The following is a 17,071-nucleotide window of genomic DNA, read 5'->3' as shown; positions in this document are numbered from 1 at the left end:
TCTATGTCAGACAAAAGTGATAAGAACTTATCTGAAACTCTTTTTGTTAAACACAAACAAGCAAAAGAAACGTCAGCGTTGACTCAATATATGCCAAGTAGTCAGCCTTTCCTTGAGGAAAAAATCAATAATGGCGCATGGTATCGCAATCTACGCCGCATGCAGTGGGCGTGGCAGGGGATTGACCCGATTGAGCAAGAGGCGGTATTCGCTCGCATCGCTTCATCGACGCACTCGCGTACCCATGAGCACTGGCTGGATACTGTTATCGGTTTTCGCAGTGGTAACTGGGCGTATGAGTGGGGAAAGCTTGGCGCTGAGCACCAAAAAAAGGGCAGAGAGCTTGACGGTGAAAAAGGGGCTGATGAGCTATTTACTGCATCATTATGCTATAGCATTGCAGGTTATCCACACCTAAAAAATGACAACTTATCACTTCAAGCCCAAGTGCAAGCAAATGCTGCTTACAGTGAGGCGGCGAAAAAAAGTAAATTTGTCGTCAAGCGCATAGAAGTGCCTTACGGGAAAAGAAAAATAATAGCTAATTTACACGCCACCAACACTCTTCAGCCACAACCGGTGATTATCGTCAGTGCAGGTCTCGACTCACTACAAAGTGATATGTGGCGTTTGTTTCGAGATCATCTCGCTCCGAAAAACATTGCTATGTTGACGGTTGATATGCCTTCTATTGGCCATAGCAGTCATTGGCCTCTAACTGAAGATACGTCTTGCCTTCATCAGGCAGTACTAGACGAACTTCCAAATATTCCTTGGGTTGATCACTACAAAGTGGGTCTAATGGGGTTCCGCTTTGGCGGGAATGCCATGGTACGTTTGTCTTTCTTAGAGCAGAGCAAGATCAAGGCATGCGTGTCGATGGGGGCTCCCATTCACGATCTTTTAGCTTCTCCGAAGAAATTGAAAAAAATGTCTAAAATGTATTTGGATTTGCTGGCTTCGCGTATTGGAAAGCAAGTGGTGGACATTGAAAGCTTATCAGGGTTACTCATGGCGTGGTCACTGAAAGTGCAGGGTGTTGTTTCTAACCGAAAAACTAAAGTGCCTATTTTGGCGATGAGCCTAGACGGCGATCCCATTTCCCCTCATAGCGATAATCAGCTGGTAGCACTATATAGCCAATATGGAAAGGCGACGAAAATAAATAACAAAACAATTTCAGAAGGATATGAGCAATCCCTCGCTTTAGCAATAAAATGGATGGAAGACGAATTATATAGATGACATTTCTCCGCTATTGGTTAAGCATGATATAGATGGTTGATAAATAACCACATAATTATAAAAATTATCATCGCTAATCACTAATGGAGTAATTTATATGGCAGAAGCTACAAAGTTGCCGACTCACTATCGCATATTAAGTACTTTAAAAGCTGTTGGGCCTTACTTAAGAGAGAATCAATGCAGTGAAGGCAATTATCTATTCGATTGCCTATCTGTTTGTGTTAACGATAAAAAGTCCCCCGAAGAACGCGAATTCTGGGGGTGGTGGCTCGAGTTAGAGCAGTTTGAGCAAACCTTTAAAGCCAAATACTTTACTGGGCGCTATAACTTAGCCGGTAACTGGGACGTGGTAGCAATACCGAAAAAGGCCATTGCAGAGGTGAATCGCACTCAAGATGACTTCCATGCCAAGCTAATCAAAACACTTGAAGACAAGTTTGATATGAAGGTCGAATTGCACAAAGAGTCTGTTGAATTCGTCTAAAATTAGCAAAAACCGATCGACTTTAAATAAAAAGGTGCTTCGAGCACCTTTTCTACTTGTTAAATCCAGCATTGATTGTTAAAACATCAGGTCTTATCGTATTTCTTATCAAAAATATCATGACAACAAAGCAGCAAAGCGGAAGCACAATCCAGTCTAAAACAGTGGTTGTGAAATTAGGTACTAGCGTACTCACAGGTGGTACTCGGGCTCTTGATCGAGCTCATATGGTGGAACTTGTGCGTCAATGTGCAGAGTTAAAGAAACTCGGCCACTCTATCGTCATCGTCTCTTCTGGCGCTATCGCAGCAGGACGTGAGCACCTAGGCTACCCCGCACTCCCCAACGCAATGTCCAGTAAGCAGCTACTCGCCGCAGTAGGACAGAGCCAATTGATCCAAGTTTGGGAGTCTTTGTTTGCCATTTACGGCATGAAAATCGGCCAAATGTTGTTAACTCGGGCCGATTTAGATGATCGAGAACGATTTTTAAATGCTCGCGATACCATCAATGCGTTAGTCGATAATGACATCATTCCTGTTGTAAATGAGAACGATGCTGTTGCAACTAGTGAAATAAAAGTCGGCGATAATGATAACCTATCGGCTTTGGTCGGGATATTGTGCGGTGCTGATAAATTACTGTTGCTGACGGATCAAAAAGGTCTGTTTACTGCGGATCCGCGCAAAGACCCAAATGCAGAACTGATCAAAGAAGTGCGTACGATTGACGACACTTTACGCAAAATCGCCGGTGACAGCGGAACCACTCTAGGGACTGGCGGAATGGCCACAAAACTCCAGGCCGCTGATATTGCCAGACGTGCAGGAATTGAAGTGATCATCGCTGCGGGAAGTGCTGAGAACGTTATCTTTGATGCTTTAAGTGATGCGCCTCAAGGAACGAGGTTTCTTCCATTGGCTGAGGCGCTAGAAAACCGAAAGCGTTGGATCTTGGCTGGCCCTTCTGCATCGGGTGACATTGTGATTGATGATGGAGCGATGCGAGCGGTGTTAACGAAAGGAAGCAGTTTGCTTGCCAAAGGGGTGATTAAAGTCCGTGGTGAGTTTGCCCGAGGAGAGGTCTCTCGCCTTGTTGATACCAATGGTGCTTTGATTGCCCGAGGAATCACCAGTTATTCCAGCGACGACTTGGCAAAAATTGCAGGAAAACACAGCAAAGACATTATTACTATTCTTGGCCATGACTATGGTTCTGAAGTTATCCACCGTGATGATCTGGTTATAATTCAAGAATAAAAAGAGGATTTTAAAGTGGACTTACTTAATATGGGTCAGGCGGCAAAAAATGCGGCCTTTGAATTAGCAACAGCTTCAACCAAACAAAAAAATCACGCGCTAGCGATTATTGCTGATGAGCTAGAAGCGAACACCGATACTATTCTAACGGCCAATGAAAAGGATATTCAACTTGGGCGTGAAGCGGGCTTAACCGATGCGTTGTTGGATCGCTTGCTGCTTAATAAAGAACGTTTAGCAGGCATCGCTAATGATGTTCGTAATGTGATCAGTTTGAATGATCCCGTTGGTAGCGAGATCGACAGTAAAATGCTGGAAAATGGCATGTCATTGTCACGCCGTCGTGTCCCTTTGGGCGTGGTAGGGGTGATCTATGAAGCTCGCCCGAATGTCACGATAGATATCGCTGCCCTGTGTTTGAAAACGGGTAATGCCAGTATTCTTCGTGGTGGCAAAGAAACCTTCTTTTCCAATATGGAACTGGTCAAAGTGATTCAATCTGCGTTAGAGAAAGCAAAGCTTCCTGCTGCCTCTGTGCAATACATCGAAAAACCGGATCGTGAGCTTGTTTCACAACTGCTTAAACTTGATGAATATGTTGATATGATCATTCCGAGAGGCGGTGCTGGCTTACATAAAATGTGTAAAGAGAACAGTACGATTCCGGTCATCATCGGCGGTTTTGGTATTAGCCATATCTTTGTCGATGAGAGTGCAGATTTGGAACGTTCTCTGAATGTTGTGGAAAACTCAAAAGTTCAGCGCCCATCAGCTTGTAACTCACTTGATACATTACTTGTCCACCAAAAGGTAGCGGCCGAGTTTTTATCAAAAATCGCACAGCGCATGAGTGACAAAGTCAGCTTTGTGGCAGAGCCTAAGGCAAAATCATTGCTGGGCGATGCAGGCAATGTCCGCGAGGCAGAGCAAGGCGATTTTGATACAGAATGGCTTGCTTACACGCTTGGGGTTAAAGTGGTCGCCGATGTTAAAGAAGCCATCGACCATATGCGAATCCATAACGCCAGTCATTCTGATGCGATCATGACCAACAGCTTACAGAATTCAGAAATATTTATAAACTCAGTGGGTTCCGCGGCCGTTTACGTGAATGCGTCTACCCGTTTTACTGATGGTGCACAGTTTGGTTTGGGTGCTGAAGTGGCGGTTTCCACGCAAAAACTTCATGCTCGTGGCCCGATGGGACTTGAAGAATTAACAAGCTATAAGTGGGTAGGAAAAGCCGATTATTTGACTCGTCCATAATATCAGTCGAAAAAATGATGACGGGCTCATAATCGAGGCTACTTTTTGCGAGAGTGGGAGGTTCAGACTTTCATAGCTTGAAGTATCTCAGGATTCTATGATTTTAAAGGGGCGTGTTGCCCCTTTTGCTTTTCTTAGTAAGAGTAATTCCGTTACACTGGCATTCAATCACTTGGAGGTAATATGCACTGTCCATTCTGTTCTGAGAACGACACAAAAGTAATTGATTCTAGACTCGTTGCTGATGGCCATCAGGTTCGTCGCCGTCGACAATGCCTAGCGTGTAGTGAGCGATTCACCACATTTGAAACGGCTGAACTGGTGATGCCTAAAGTGATCAAAACAAACGGCAATCGTGAACCATTTAATGAAGACAAAATGGTTGGTGGTGTTCAGAGAGCTTTAGAAAAACGCCCAGTCAGTGCCGATTCGATTGAGCTTGCTATCAGCATGATAAAATCTCAGCTTCGAGCAACAGGTGAACGTGAAGTGCCGAGTGACATGATTGGGAACCTGGTTATGGATCAACTCAAAGAACTCGATAAAGTCGCCTATATCCGTTTTGCTTCCGTATATCGTAGTTTTGAAGATATTCGTGAGTTCGGTGAAGAAATAGCAAAACTAGAAGATTAAGCCCACAAATCATGCCCCAGTTTTCAACATTCGATTCTAAAATGATGTCCCATGCTATTACGTTAGCAAAAAAAGGGATGTACACCACGGCACCTAATCCTAATGTTGGGTGCGTTATTGTGTCTGAAGGCCAAGTCGTCGGAGAAGGCTTCCATAAGCGAGCTGGTGAACCTCACGCTGAAGTGCATGCTCTTCGTATGGCGGGTAGTCAATCTGTCGGAGCAACGGCTTACGTTACGTTAGAGCCTTGTTCTCACTATGGCCGAACGCCACCATGTGCAGAAGGCCTCATTAATGCAGGTGTCAGCCGTGTGGTGTGTGCCATGCAAGACCCAAATCCGCAAGTGGCTGGCCGAGGTATCGACATGCTTCGACAGGCAGGCATCTTGGTCGACGTGGGTTTACTTGAATCGGATGCAGAAGCATTGAACCCGGCTTTTATCAAACGCATGAAAACGGGTCGCCCATTCGTTCAGCTCAAAATGGCCGCGAGCTTAGATGGACAAACGGCACTCAGTAATGGGGTCAGCCAATGGATTACGTCTCCTCAGTCTCGTCAAAACGTTCAAGCGTATCGAGCAAAGTCATGCGCAATATTATCAACCAGTAAGACAGTCATCGAAGATAATGCCTCACTAAATGTACGCTGGGACGACTTGCCGGCCAGTATTCAATCTGAATACCTTGCTAATGAGGTTCGTCAACCCGCTCGTGTGATTCTAGATCGTCAACGACAACTTTCGGCGTCACTGAATTTATATCAGTCGCCTGGGGCGGTTATTACGGTGTCTGAAACGGGAGATATCGTTGCCAGGTTAAATCAAAGCGGACAGATTGATTTAGACAAAACATTTCAAGACTTAGTAGAATGCCACAATATCAACAGCATCTGGGTTGAAGCGGGGGCGACACTGGCGAAATCATTGATTAACGCTGACCTTGTTGATGAGCTTATACTGTATTTGGCGCCCAAAATTATGGGCAGTGATGGCCGTGGCCTCTTTGGTGCCCTTGGGCTTGAATCGATGAGCGATACTCATGAATTATCCATCAAAGACCTGCGTCAAGTGGGGCCAGATATTCGAATCGTAGCAACACTAAAACAAAAAGATAAATAGCATGTTTACAGGAATAGTAGAAACAGTGGGCAGTATCGCCTCTATCGTACCGAAAGGTGAAGATATTAGCGTTACGGTCAATGTCGGTAAACTTGATATGTCCGACGTGAAATTGGGTGATAGTATTGCAACCAATGGTGTATGTTTGACCGTTGTCGACTTCAATTCGTCGAGTTATACCGCAGACCTTTCTTTAGAAACATTGAATAAAACAGGTTTTACCGATTATAAAACGGGCGATAAGGTCAACTTAGAAAAAGCGATGTTACCAACCACTCGATTTGGTGGGCATATCGTCTCGGGGCATGTTGATGGAGTCGGTGAAATTATCGAGCGTCATCAAGTTGGCCGAGCGATTGAGTTTTGGGTAGCAATGCCGTCCGAACTATCAAAGTATGTTGCAGAAAAAGGTTCAATTACCGTCGATGGTATTAGCTTAACCGTAAATGACTTACGTAAGAATGCCTTTAAACTCACCATCGTGCCTCACACGGGTGAAGAAACCACGATTAACGATTTCCAAGTGGGCCGCAAGATCAACCTTGAAGTAGATCTGCTTGCGCGTTACATGGAAAGGTTACTTCAAGGTCAGCAAGAGCAATCCGAGCCCCAATCTCGTTTGAGCATGGAGTTTTTACAACAAAACGGCTTTGCCTAAGAGGCCGTCTCTATTGGTAATTGAGTGTTCATGTTTGCTGTCATTGAAGAAGCAAGAGAACTTAGACATTGGAATATAGGAATTAAGCATGTCAATTAGCACGCCAGAAGAAATTATTGAAGATATTCGCCTTGGTAAAATGGTTATTCTTATGGATGACGAAGACCGAGAAAATGAAGGCGATTTGATCATGGCCGCAGAGCACATAACGCCAGAAGCGATTAACTTTATGGCGACTCATGGGCGTGGATTAATCTGCTTAACAATGACAAAAGAGCGTTGTGAACGATTGGGGTTACCTCCGATGGTGCAAGATAACAACGCCCAGTTTACGACCAACTTTACAGTATCGATTGAAGCGGCTGAGGGAGTCACTACCGGCATTTCAGCATCTGATAGAGCGGTGACAGTTCAAGCGGCGGTTGCAAAAGACGCCAAAGCCGCGGATCTTGTTCAACCAGGGCATATTTTCCCTCTGACCGCTCAAGACGGTGGAGTATTGACGCGAGCAGGTCACACTGAAGCGGGCTGCGATTTAGGTCGATTAGCAGGTTTAGAGCCTGCTTCCGTTATTGTTGAAATTCTAAATGATGACGGCACTATGGCGCGTCGTCCAGATTTAGAAGTCTTTTCTAAAAAGCATGATGTCAAGTTAGGCACCATCGCGGATCTGATTGAGTATCGAAACAACACAGAAACAACGATAGAGCGTGTTGGTCAATGCAAATTGCCGACAGAATTTGGCGATTTTGAGTTGGTCACGTTCAGAGACACAATCGATAACCAAATTCATCACGCCATGATTAAAGGAAAAGTGGTTAAAGGAGAAGCAGTTAAGGGCGACCTGGTTCAAGATGAAGCCGCTCAAGCACCGCTAGTCCGTGTGCATCTGCACGATACTTTCACCGACTTATTACACTCCGATCGCGGAACCGAGCGCAGTTGGACATTAGAATCAGCCATGAATCGCATTGGCTCAGAAGGTGGAGTGTTGGTGATTTTAGGCAATGAAGAAACGCCTGATTCCCTCATTCATAAAGTGAAAGTCTTCGAAGCTCAAGATAAAGGCGAAGCGCCGACGATGGCTAAAAAGCAAGGAACGTCACGCCGCGTTGGTGTTGGTTCTCAAATTTTAGCGGATCTCGGTGTGACCGATATGCGTTTATTGTCTTCTAGCTCAAAACGTTACCATGCACTTGGTGGTTTTGGTCTAAATGTGGTTGAATACGTATGTGAATAGTCATTGGGGTGTGCAATGCTGCGTACCCAGTGGTTTTACTTTACTGACAAATATAAAGGAAGCGTTTGCTTCCTTTTTTATCGATAACAGCGATTTCTTATCGCTGTCAGACATTTAAAATAGACAAGCCGAAGGTTCGTATAAACTTTAATATCTATTAGATATTGCTCACAGTTTTATGCTAGAATCCGGCGATTCTCACTTGATGAACATAGTTAAAGGAAGGCTTATGAAAGTGATCGAGGGTGGCTTCCCAGCGCCAAATGCAAAAATTGCTATCGTTATTGCTCGTTTCAACAGTTTTATTAACGAAAGCCTGCTTTCTGGTGCAATCGATACTTTAAAGCGTCATGGGCAAGTAAGTGAAGACAACATTACTGTTGTTCGTTGTCCTGGTGCCGTTGAACTGCCGTTGGTAGCTCAGCGCGTAGCGAAGACTGGTCAATTCGATGCGATTGTATCTTTAGGCACAGTAATTCGTGGCGGTACGCCTCATTTCGACTATGTTTGTAGTGAATGTAATAAAGGTTTGGCACAAGTGTCTATGGAATTTAGTCTTCCAGTAGCATTCGGTGTCCTTACTGTTGATACCATCGATCAAGCTATTGAACGCGCAGGAACCAAGGCTGGTAACAAAGGTGCAGAAGCTGCACTAAGCGCACTTGAGATGATCAACGTTCTTTCTGAAATCGATTCCTAATGGGGGCCAGTGTGAAACCAGCCGCACGTCGTAATGCACGTCAATTTGCTCTACAAGCAATTTATTCTTGGCAAATTAGTAAAGAAAATGTTGCTGTAGTTGAAGAACAGTTTATATCTGGTGGAAAGTATGATGAAGAAGAGCATCATGCCGCAGAGCCTGCTCTGATTGCACCAGAAACCGATGTAGCATACTTTCGCGACCTATTAACTGGTGTTGCTCTAAGTCACATGGAATTAGATAGTAAACTTCGTCCATTCGTTTCTCGTCCTATGCAGGATTTGGATCTGATGGAACTGGCTTTACTTCGTCTTGCTATGTACGAGATGACTCGTCGTGAAGATGTACCTTACAAAGTGGTCATTAATGAAGCGATTGAACTTGCAAAAGTATTCGCAGCTGAAGATAGCCACAAGTTCGTGAATGGTGTCCTTGATAAGGCTGCACCGCACGTTCGTAAGAAGAAATAAAAAGTAATAATCAAAATAGGTCAGCTTATGCTGGCCTTTTTTATGACTAATACTGGGCGATTAAAGGGGTTGTTTACCTTAAGTTGCGTCCTTCTCTTGTTTGTCTTAAAGGGTATGAGCATTTATTATGTCTGGTGAGTTTAATCTAATTGATAAGTATTTTGTTGGTCGTCAATCGCAGCGTAAAGATGTCTTACTTGCCGCGGGTGATGACTGTGCATTAGTGAAAAGCCCCAGTAATGTTGCCATCGCAATTAGCACTGATACGCTTGTCGCGGGGACTCACTTCTTCGCGGATGCTAACCCTAGTTGGGTTGCTCATAAAGCGTTGGCCTCAAATATCAGTGATTTATCTGCAATGGGAGCAACGCCAGCATGGGTCTCTTTCGCATTAACGATGCCAGAACCTAATGAAGAATGGCTCGCTCCGTTTTGTGATTCGTTTTTTCGTTTAGCAGACTACTTCGGCCTGCAATTGATCGGTGGTGACACAACCAAAGGCCCACTTAGTCTCACTTTAACTGTGCAGGGTTTTGTACCAGAAGAAAAAGCGCTACGCCGCAGTGGAGCAAAAGTAGGGGACTGGATATATGTCACTGGTGATCTGGGCGACAGCAAAGCAGGTTTGGATGTCATCTTAGATAACGTGAAGGCGCATAAACAGTACGCAAGGGTTTTGGAAGAACGCCATTATCTCTCTTCACCTCGGGTGCTCGTAGGGCAAGCTCTGCTTAATTTGGCTTCTTCCGCGATTGATATTTCCGATGGGCTTGTTTCCGACCTCGGTCATATTATGACTCGCTCAGGGGTCGGTGCGTCCATTGATGTCGATGCGCTACCACTCTCTAAAGAGTTGATGGGTTTTACCCAAGATCAATCCGTTGCACAGCAATATGCGTTAACCAGTGGGGAAGAGTATGAGCTGTGCTTTACTGTGCCAGAATACAATAAAGGGTCCATCGAAAGCGCCCTAAGTCATACGGGCACAAAAATCACGTGTATTGGTCAAATTCGTCCTATTGGCACGTTTGAGTTAAGAAAGGGTGATAAAGTACTGGACTGGCAACTGAATGGATACGATCATTTTAAGGGAAAACAATGACAAACCCTCTTTCTAGAATTTCTTTGCAAAACCCTTGGCACCTTTTAGCGACGGGATTTGGGAGTGGACTTTCGCCCATTATTCCAGGAACAATGGGTACGTTAGCGTCGATTCCATTTTATCTGTTATTGGTTCAGCTTCCTCTGTGGTTATTCATTGTCGTTATTCTTGCGTCAGCCGTTGTTGGTGTGAAAATCTGTCAAATCACGTCTGATGATATGAAAGTCCATGATCATGGCTCTATCGTTTGGGATGAATTTGTTGGTTTCTGGATAACGATGCTGATTGTACCCATGTTAGGTATCTCCATTTTTGATTGGAAATGGGTAGCGGCTGGTTTTGTACTCTTCCGTTTCTTCGATATGGTAAAACCTTGGCCTATTGGTTGGCTTGATAAACGGGTACATGGCGGTTTAGGGATTATGATTGATGACGTTGTTGCGGGTATTATGGCGGCAATATCGCTCTACTTTGTTGGCGGGTATGCTGGCTGGTAGTGCATACAACGCATTATTTTTCTATTAAATAAAAAGAGACTCCTATAAGGCGCCTCTTTTTATTGGCATACTGTCGATCATTGGTCGTAACTATTTGAGTTTTTCTAAGTCAGATTCAATTTCTGTTATCTTACTCGATACGACTTTTTCAAGGTGACGTAAGTCTTTCAATATTTTAGCTTTTATATCCATTTCTGCCAGTTTTTCAGGCTTAGTGACTTTATTTAACTCATCGATCACCAATGTCAGGTTGCGATTTATTTCCGTCACTTCTTTGTATTGATGACTTCCGCTATCTACCAGTACATTCTTTATTTGACGTGGATATTTAAACTTGACGCTTTTGGCGAATAACTCGCCCTTTTGCTTATGATAATAGATCTTTAACACATCCTTGTGCGCTTCTTGTCGTAACGAATAACGCTCAATTTGCTTAGGGTTTTGAACTCCTAGGCCTGTGAGGTTTGGAAACATAGGCTACCTCTAACTCGTGATGTTAAATGAATAAAACTCTCATTAATGTAGCAGCCTATATTCGTGGTAGATAGCTGACAATCAAAACAACTGCGCAACTTGTGGGCAAGATCGCGATTAATTGGGTGCTAGCTCTGCGATATTCTCGATGAGCTTATTGCGCAGTTGAATTTGTGCTTCCTCATCTAATCTGGCGCCATGGCCATTGGTTAAAATAAACAAATCTTCTGCACGCTCTCCGATGGTTGTGATTTTTGCAGCGTGTAAACTGATGCCTAGATCAGAGAAGGTCGCGCCCACTGTGGCGAGTAATCCCGGCGTATCCAGTGCGACAAATTCCATCAACGTTCGTTTATTGCTCTTCGTCGGTAGGAAGTCAACTTTAGTCTTCACCGTGAAGTGTTGCAGATTTCTTGGGATACGGCGGGTTTTTATTTTCGTTGGTCTACCATCTTCGATCACATGAATCAGATGTTTGATGACCGCTTTGTGGCGAGTTTCGTCAATGGACTCGCCGTTCTGATCGAGCACCATAAAGGTATCGAGCACGAAGCCATCTTTGCTGGTCATAACCTGAGCGTCGTGAACGTTGAGGTTGCGCCTATCCAGCTCCGCAACCACGGTAGCGAATAATGCGTTCTGATCTTTACAATAGACGAACACTTCAGTGCCGCCTCGCGTTGCTTTTTTACTGATCAAAATGACGGGTTTATTCTTATCCTCTTGATTCAGTAAATGAGTGCAATGCCACGCAATTTGGGTGTGGGTGTGGCGTAGGAAGTAATCGGCTTTAAATCGTTGCCAGAGAACCTCTATTTCACGGGCAGAGAAGCCTTCTTTACGCAGTAGCGCAGAGGCAAGCTGTTGATTATGGCGAATTCGATCACGCACATCGACGGGGTTTTCTAACCCTCGTCTCAGTGCTCGTTGAGTGGAATAGAAAAGTTCGGCCAACAAGGTTCGTTTCCAGCTGTTCCAAAGTTCTGGGTTGGTCGCGCAGATATCCGCAACGGTCAAACAGACTAAATATTCAAGATGCTCTTCATCTCGAACTTTCTTTGCAAATTCTGTGATGACTTCGGGATCATAAATATCACGGCGTTGAGCGGTGACAGACATCAACAGGTGGTTTTGAACGAGCCAGGAAACCAGTTTGGCTTCTGGTTTTGATAATCCATGCTCGATACAAAAATCGTAAGATTCAACCGCGCCTATTTCTGAATGATCACCATTTCGACCTTTTCCGATGTCGTGGAATATGGCGGCGAGCAATAACAGCTCTTTTTTATGTATGCGTGGAAACACTTCACAGCAAATCGGATGCTTATCGTGGTTTGCCGGGTCATTGAAACGGTTAATGTGTTTTAGAAGGCGAATACTGTGCTCGTCCACAGTATAAACATGGAAGAGGTCAAATTGCATTTGGCCAACGATTTGGCTCCATTGGGGGAGGTAACTTGCCAGTACCCCAAGCTTATGCATCAGGCTAAATGCTTTGTGTAGGCTGTTAGGGTGGCGAACCAGCGCTATAAACTTCTCTCTGGCGGCCGGGATAACATGAAGAAACTTATTCAAGCGTCGTCTTGCTGTGCGCAGCTGCCGCATCGTTGAAGGGGCGACACCTTCGATAGAAGAATCGTTAGCAATATGAATAAACATATCGAGGATGGTTTCGGGTCTGGCTTGAAAAAGAGCCGGCTTACGTGCTTCAATCAACTTACCTTTACGCTGAAAATCACTGCTCAGCACAACGGCGTCATATTCCACACCATTTTCAAGTATCGCCTGATCAAACAACTTGAGCAGCATTTTGTTTAATTCAGCAACGCGACGCAGAGTCCGATAGAACTCTTTCATCATCATCTCGACACCTCGATTACCGTCACCACTAAAGCCAAGACTTTCTGCGACTTGTGCTTGATGCCCAAAGGTGAGTCGGTTGTCGTAACGTTTTAGCTCAATATGCAGGGCAAAGCGAACTCGCCAAAGAAAGTCCTGACACTCAACCAGCTCTCTGTACTCAGCATCGGTCAAAAAACCGTATTTACTCATTTCCAATAGAGAAGTTGCACCGAAATGTCGTCTCGCAACCCAACTCAAAGTATGGATGTCTCGCAAGCCACCAGGAGTCGATTTGATGTCCGGCTCGAGGTTATAAGTCGTATCGTGATAGCGAGCATGACGCTGCTTTTGTTCCTGAATTTTCGCTTTGTAAAAGTCGTCACTGGGCCAAAAAGAGGGAGAGTTGATATGTGTACTTAATTGGCTGAAAGTATCTTCACAGCCACACAGTAATCGCGCTTCTTGTAAGTTAGTCGCCACGGTTAAATCTGCTTTACCAATGGTGACGCATTCTTCAATAGACCGAACAGCGTGCCCGACTTCTAGTTTCAAATCCCACAGTAAGGTGATAAAAGCACTGACTTTAGCGCCCAAAGACTCAGGGAGGGTTTTCTTGGATACGATGAGAATGTCGATATCAGAAAGAGGGTGAAGCTCACCTCGCCCATAACCGCCCACGGCAACGAGACTGATATTAGGCAGTTTGTCGAAGCCGTACTCGACCCAGATTCGATTGAGCAACTGGTCCATGTAATCCGAGCGGCCTAAGACTAAATCTGAAATAGGGTGGTGAGATAAAAATTCGTTTTTTTGGTAAAGAGAAAAAAGATCCAATTGCTCTTTGAGTAACGAAATTGATAGTTGGTCAGTTGAGAAGGTTTGTGGCGATTGATACGGCATATTCAGCGATCCATGCAATGTGAATATCGATATTAAGACGTTTAATCTATCAGATTGATGCAGATAAAAAAATATCCCTGCGAGGCAGGGATATTAATCATTAGTTTTTCATGATTCTTGGTATGCTTTCTTCGCTACGAAGGGTTAATACCTCACAACCATTAGCGGTAACAAGCAATGTATGCTCCCACTGGGCGGAGTTTTTACCGTCTCCGGTATAAACGGTCCAATCATCTTCGGCATCGACACTACAGCCAAATTTGCCTGCATTGATCATAGGTTCAATAGTAAAGCAGTGGCCTTCTTTTAAGACTCGACGATCGGAGTTTTTGTAGTGAACAATTTGTGGCTCCTCATGAAATTCATTTCCAATGCCGTGACCACAAAAGTCTTTAACGATTGAAAACTTATTACGAGGGTTCTTCTTGTTGTTTTCTTTGATGTACTTTTCAATTGCCGTACCGATATCACCAACAGTCGCACCTGGCTTCACTTTGCGCATTCCGACATACAGGGCTTCCTGAGCAACCATACATAAGCGTTTGTCTGCAGGGGAGACATCACCCACTAAGAACATCTTGGAAGTATCACCGTGATAGCCTTGAGGTCGAGTGCTTAAGTCCGCGCCTTCCTCATCAGGAATGATAACCGTGATATCAACATTAAGAATGTCACCATTTTTCAATACAGCGGGTTTCAGTTGACCATTGCTGCCTTTCTCATCCTGGGAAGCAGGAATGCCATGACAAACGATATGGTTGATCGAAGTACAAATCGACTTAGGAAAACCATGGTAGTTAAGAGGGGCAGAGTAAGCACCTTTATCTGTGGCGAAATCATGACAGATGGCATTTAACTCATCGGTTGTTACCCCTTCTTTTATATAAGGTTCAATCATTTCTAGAATTTCGGATGCCAGTTTGCCAGCGATACGCATTCTTTCGATTTCTTTCTGGGTTTTGATTTTTATAGACATTAGCGCTAATTCTCGGCCAGTTTAAGGTGCTCTCGACAATAATGATTCGTATTCTATCAGGAAGTGCTGAAAAAGTGTATGCGTCTCAGTGGGCGGTTCTCACTGATATTCGGATGAAGTAGGGAAATAGACTCAGCGGTAACTCAATTGGTTAGGTTTTTTTACTAGCCATATAGTGTGAAAATATGGTATAAAGCGCGCCGGAATATCGGTCAATTATCTCTATCACTGGCGATAGTGGCTGCTATATTCCACTCACTTTAATTTAATTCACACACATTCCGACACATGTTCCGGGGTGCCTCAACTATCAAACTATTTGTGCTTAAACAAATAGATGTTAGGGGTCGGAGTCATGGGGAGTGTGGAGGCCTAACCCCATAGAGGATTTTAAAATGGCAACTGTATCAATGCGCGATATGCTTAAAGCTGGTGTTCACTTCGGTCACCAAACTCGTTACTGGAACCCAAAAATGAAGCCATTCATCTTTGGTGCTCGTAACAAAGTTCATATCATCAACCTAGAAAAAACCGTACCAATGTTCAACGAAGCTCTAGCTGAACTAGCTAAAGTTGGCGAGAAAAAAGGTAAAGTTCTTTTTGTTGGTACTAAGCGCGCTGCATCTGAAGCTGTAAAAGAAGCTGCTGTAGCTAGCAACCAGTTTTACGTTAACCACCGTTGGTTAGGTGGTATGCTAACAAACTACAAAACTGTTCGTCAGTCTATCAAACGTCTTAAAGAGCTAGAAGTTCAAATTCAAGACGGTACTTTTGATAAACTTACTAAGAAAGAAGCTCTAATGCGTACTCGTGAAATGGAGAAGCTAGAGAAATCACTTGGTGGTATCAAAGATATGGGCGGCCTACCAGACGCTCTATTCGTAATCGATGCTGATCACGAGCACATTGCAGTTAAAGAAGCTAACAACCTAGGTATCCCAGTTTACGCTATCGTTGATACTAACTCTAACCCAGACGGCGTTGACTACATCATTCCTGGTAATGATGATGCAATCCGTGCAATACAACTTTACCTAAACGCTGTTGCACAAACAGTTGTTGAAGGTCGTAACAAAGATGTAGCTGCTCTTGCTGGTGAAAAAGACGGTTTCGTAGAAGCTGAATAATAGCGGCTCTGAGCCATGCTAAATGGGTACATCTTGTAAAGCATGTATCGATTAAGTATTAGTTAGCATCGGGGGCCCAATATAGGCCCCTGATTTTTACCTTATTTCGAATTAACTGAGGAATAGAGAATGGCAACTGTAACTGCTGCTCTAGTAAAAGAACTTCGTGAACGCACAGCTGCGGGCATGATGGAATGTAAAAAAGCACTTGTTGCTGCTGAAGGCGACATTGAGCTAGCGATTGAAAATATGCGTAAATCTGGCGCAGCGAAAGCAGCTAAGAAAGCTGGTAACGTTGCTGCAGAAGGCACAATCATTATTAAAGAAGCTGACGGTGTTGCTGCGCTTCTTGAAGTAAACTGCCAAACTGACTTCGTAGCAAAAGATGCAGGCTTCCTAGCCTTTGCTAACGAAGTTGCTGAAGTTGCTCTAGCTGAACGTCTAGACATTGAAGCACTTCAAGCTAAGTTTGAAGACGCACGTATTGCTCTAGTAACCAAAATTGGTGAAAATATCGGCATCCGTCGCGTACAGTTCGTTGAAGGTGCAGCTATCGCTTCTTACCGTCACGGTGAGAAAATCGGTGTAGTTGTTGCTGGTGAAGGCGATGCTGAAACACTTAAGCACGTGGCTATGCACGTTGCTGCTTCTAAGCCTGAATTCTTGAACCCATCTGACGTACCTGCTGATGTAGTTGCTAAAGAGAAAGCGGTTCAAGTTGAGATCGCGATGAATGAAGGTAAACCTCAAGAAATCGCTGAGAAAATGGTTATCGGCCGCATGAAGAAATTCACAGGCGAAATCTCTCTAACAGGTCAAGCTTTCATCATGGAACCTAAGAAAACAGTTGGCGACATTCTTAAAGAAAGAAGCGCAACGGTTACTGACTTTGTTCGTCTAGAAGTTGGTGAAGGTATCGAGAAAGCAGCTGAAATGAGCTTTGCTGAAGAAGTAGCAGCGGTTCAAAAAGGTTAATCCTTTTGTATGCTTAATTATTAGACCGTAGCCAAGGCTGCGGTCTTTTTGCGAAAAGCATTTGACGATTTCAGTGATCAATGAATATTGGCAGCGCACACA

17 protein-coding genes are annotated in these 17,071 nt (G+C 44.2%); 14 read left to right on the top strand and 3 right to left on the bottom strand.

The genetic code is table 11. The features are described from left to right. The first annotated feature begins 3 nt into the window (after nt 1–3). The 12 genes from frsA (at nt 4) to pgpA (ending at nt 10,675) form a co-directional block, all read left to right on the top strand. Nucleotides 4–1,245: an esterase FrsA gene (gene frsA, locus QF117_RS17415; RefSeq protein ID WP_282387204.1), complete on the top strand. Its 1,242-nt coding sequence runs from the start codon at nt 4–6 to the stop codon at nt 1,243–1,245. A gap of 97 nt (nt 1,246–1,342) precedes the next feature. Further along, nucleotides 1,343–1,732 carry a sigma factor-binding protein Crl gene (gene crl / locus QF117_RS17410; protein ID WP_282387203.1) on the top strand — a complete coding sequence of 130 codons (390 nt, stop codon included), beginning with the start codon at nt 1,343–1,345 and terminating at the stop codon, nt 1,730–1,732. Nucleotides 1,733–1,851: 119 nt separating this feature from the next. Beyond that, on the top strand, nt 1,852–2,991 hold the full coding sequence (proB, locus tag QF117_RS17405; RefSeq protein WP_282387201.1) for a glutamate 5-kinase: 1,140 nt from the start codon (nt 1,852–1,854) through the stop codon (nt 2,989–2,991). A gap of 15 nt (nt 2,992–3,006) precedes the next feature. Continuing rightward, nucleotides 3,007–4,257: a glutamate-5-semialdehyde dehydrogenase gene (locus QF117_RS17400; protein WP_282387200.1), complete on the top strand. Its 1,251-nt coding sequence runs from the start codon at nt 3,007–3,009 to the stop codon at nt 4,255–4,257. Between the two features lie 183 nt (nt 4,258–4,440). Further along, a complete protein-coding gene (gene nrdR, locus QF117_RS17395; protein WP_017035053.1) occupies nt 4,441–4,890 on the top strand; it encodes a transcriptional regulator NrdR in 450 nt (149 codons plus the stop codon). Between the two features lie 11 nt (nt 4,891–4,901). Continuing rightward, complete coding sequence (gene ribD / locus QF117_RS17390) at nt 4,902–6,008, top strand: bifunctional diaminohydroxyphosphoribosylaminopyrimidine deaminase/5-amino-6-(5-phosphoribosylamino)uracil reductase RibD (RefSeq protein ID WP_282387199.1); 1,107 nt, start codon at nt 4,902–4,904, stop codon at nt 6,006–6,008. A gap of 1 nt (nt 6,009) precedes the next feature. Continuing rightward, nucleotides 6,010–6,666 (top strand): riboflavin synthase, encoded by a 657-nt coding sequence (locus tag QF117_RS17385; RefSeq protein WP_282387198.1) that lies wholly within the window; start codon nt 6,010–6,012, stop codon nt 6,664–6,666. Between the two features lie 88 nt (nt 6,667–6,754). Further along, nucleotides 6,755–7,906 (top strand): bifunctional 3,4-dihydroxy-2-butanone-4-phosphate synthase/GTP cyclohydrolase II, encoded by a 1,152-nt coding sequence (gene ribBA, locus QF117_RS17380; RefSeq protein ID WP_282387197.1) that lies wholly within the window; start codon nt 6,755–6,757, stop codon nt 7,904–7,906. Between the two features lie 229 nt (nt 7,907–8,135). Further along, complete coding sequence (gene ribE / locus QF117_RS17375) at nt 8,136–8,606, top strand: 6,7-dimethyl-8-ribityllumazine synthase (RefSeq protein WP_248007687.1); 471 nt, start codon at nt 8,136–8,138, stop codon at nt 8,604–8,606. After that, nucleotides 8,606–9,076: a transcription antitermination factor NusB gene (nusB, locus tag QF117_RS17370; protein WP_017035058.1), complete on the top strand. Its 471-nt coding sequence runs from the start codon at nt 8,606–8,608 to the stop codon at nt 9,074–9,076. Before ribE ends, nusB begins: the two co-directional genes overlap by 1 nt. 127 nt (nt 9,077–9,203) lie before the next feature. Then, nucleotides 9,204–10,178, top strand: coding sequence for a thiamine-phosphate kinase (gene thiL, locus QF117_RS17365; protein ID WP_282387193.1), 975 nt, complete (start codon nt 9,204–9,206; stop codon nt 10,176–10,178). Beyond that, nucleotides 10,175–10,675: a phosphatidylglycerophosphatase A gene (gene pgpA, locus QF117_RS17360; RefSeq protein WP_282387192.1), complete on the top strand. Its 501-nt coding sequence runs from the start codon at nt 10,175–10,177 to the stop codon at nt 10,673–10,675. Before thiL ends, pgpA begins: the two co-directional genes overlap by 4 nt. Before the next feature lie 90 nt (nt 10,676–10,765). Here pgpA and QF117_RS17355 read toward each other — a convergent pair whose 3' ends face one another. From QF117_RS17355 to map, 3 genes are all read right to left on the bottom strand, one after another. Beyond that, nucleotides 10,766–11,149: a DUF3461 family protein gene (locus QF117_RS17355; RefSeq protein ID WP_282387191.1), complete on the bottom strand. Its 384-nt coding sequence runs from the start codon at nt 11,147–11,149 to the stop codon at nt 10,766–10,768. 117 nt (nt 11,150–11,266) lie between these two features. Continuing rightward, entirely contained in the window at nt 11,267–13,891 is a 2,625-nt protein-coding gene (gene glnD / locus QF117_RS17350) for a bifunctional uridylyltransferase/uridylyl-removing protein GlnD (RefSeq protein ID WP_282387190.1), read from the bottom strand. Nucleotides 13,892–13,991: 100 nt separating this feature from the next. Continuing rightward, the gene (gene map, locus QF117_RS17345; protein WP_282387189.1) at nt 13,992–14,867 is read right to left on the bottom strand and encodes a type I methionyl aminopeptidase; all 876 of its coding nucleotides are present in this window, start codon (nt 14,865–14,867) and stop codon (nt 13,992–13,994) included. A 395-nt stretch (nt 14,868–15,262) separates the two neighbouring features. On the opposite strand from map, the gene rpsB reads away from it, so the two are divergent. Together rpsB and tsf are read left to right on the top strand one after the other, a co-directional pair. Further along, nucleotides 15,263–15,994, top strand: a complete 732-nt coding sequence (rpsB, locus tag QF117_RS17340; protein WP_026026736.1) for a 30S ribosomal protein S2 — start codon at nt 15,263–15,265, stop codon at nt 15,992–15,994. A 129-nt stretch (nt 15,995–16,123) separates the two neighbouring features. Then, nucleotides 16,124–16,969 carry a translation elongation factor Ts gene (tsf, locus tag QF117_RS17335; RefSeq protein WP_282387181.1) on the top strand — a complete coding sequence of 282 codons (846 nt, stop codon included), beginning with the start codon at nt 16,124–16,126 and terminating at the stop codon, nt 16,967–16,969. Nucleotides 16,970–17,071: the final 102 nt, after the last annotated feature.

This window comes from Vibrio sp. YMD68, assembly GCF_029958905.1.
Lineage (GTDB): Bacteria > Pseudomonadota > Gammaproteobacteria > Enterobacterales > Vibrionaceae > Vibrio.
Note: the sequence above shows the minus strand (reverse complement) of the source record. Positions and strands in the feature narration are given on the sequence as shown.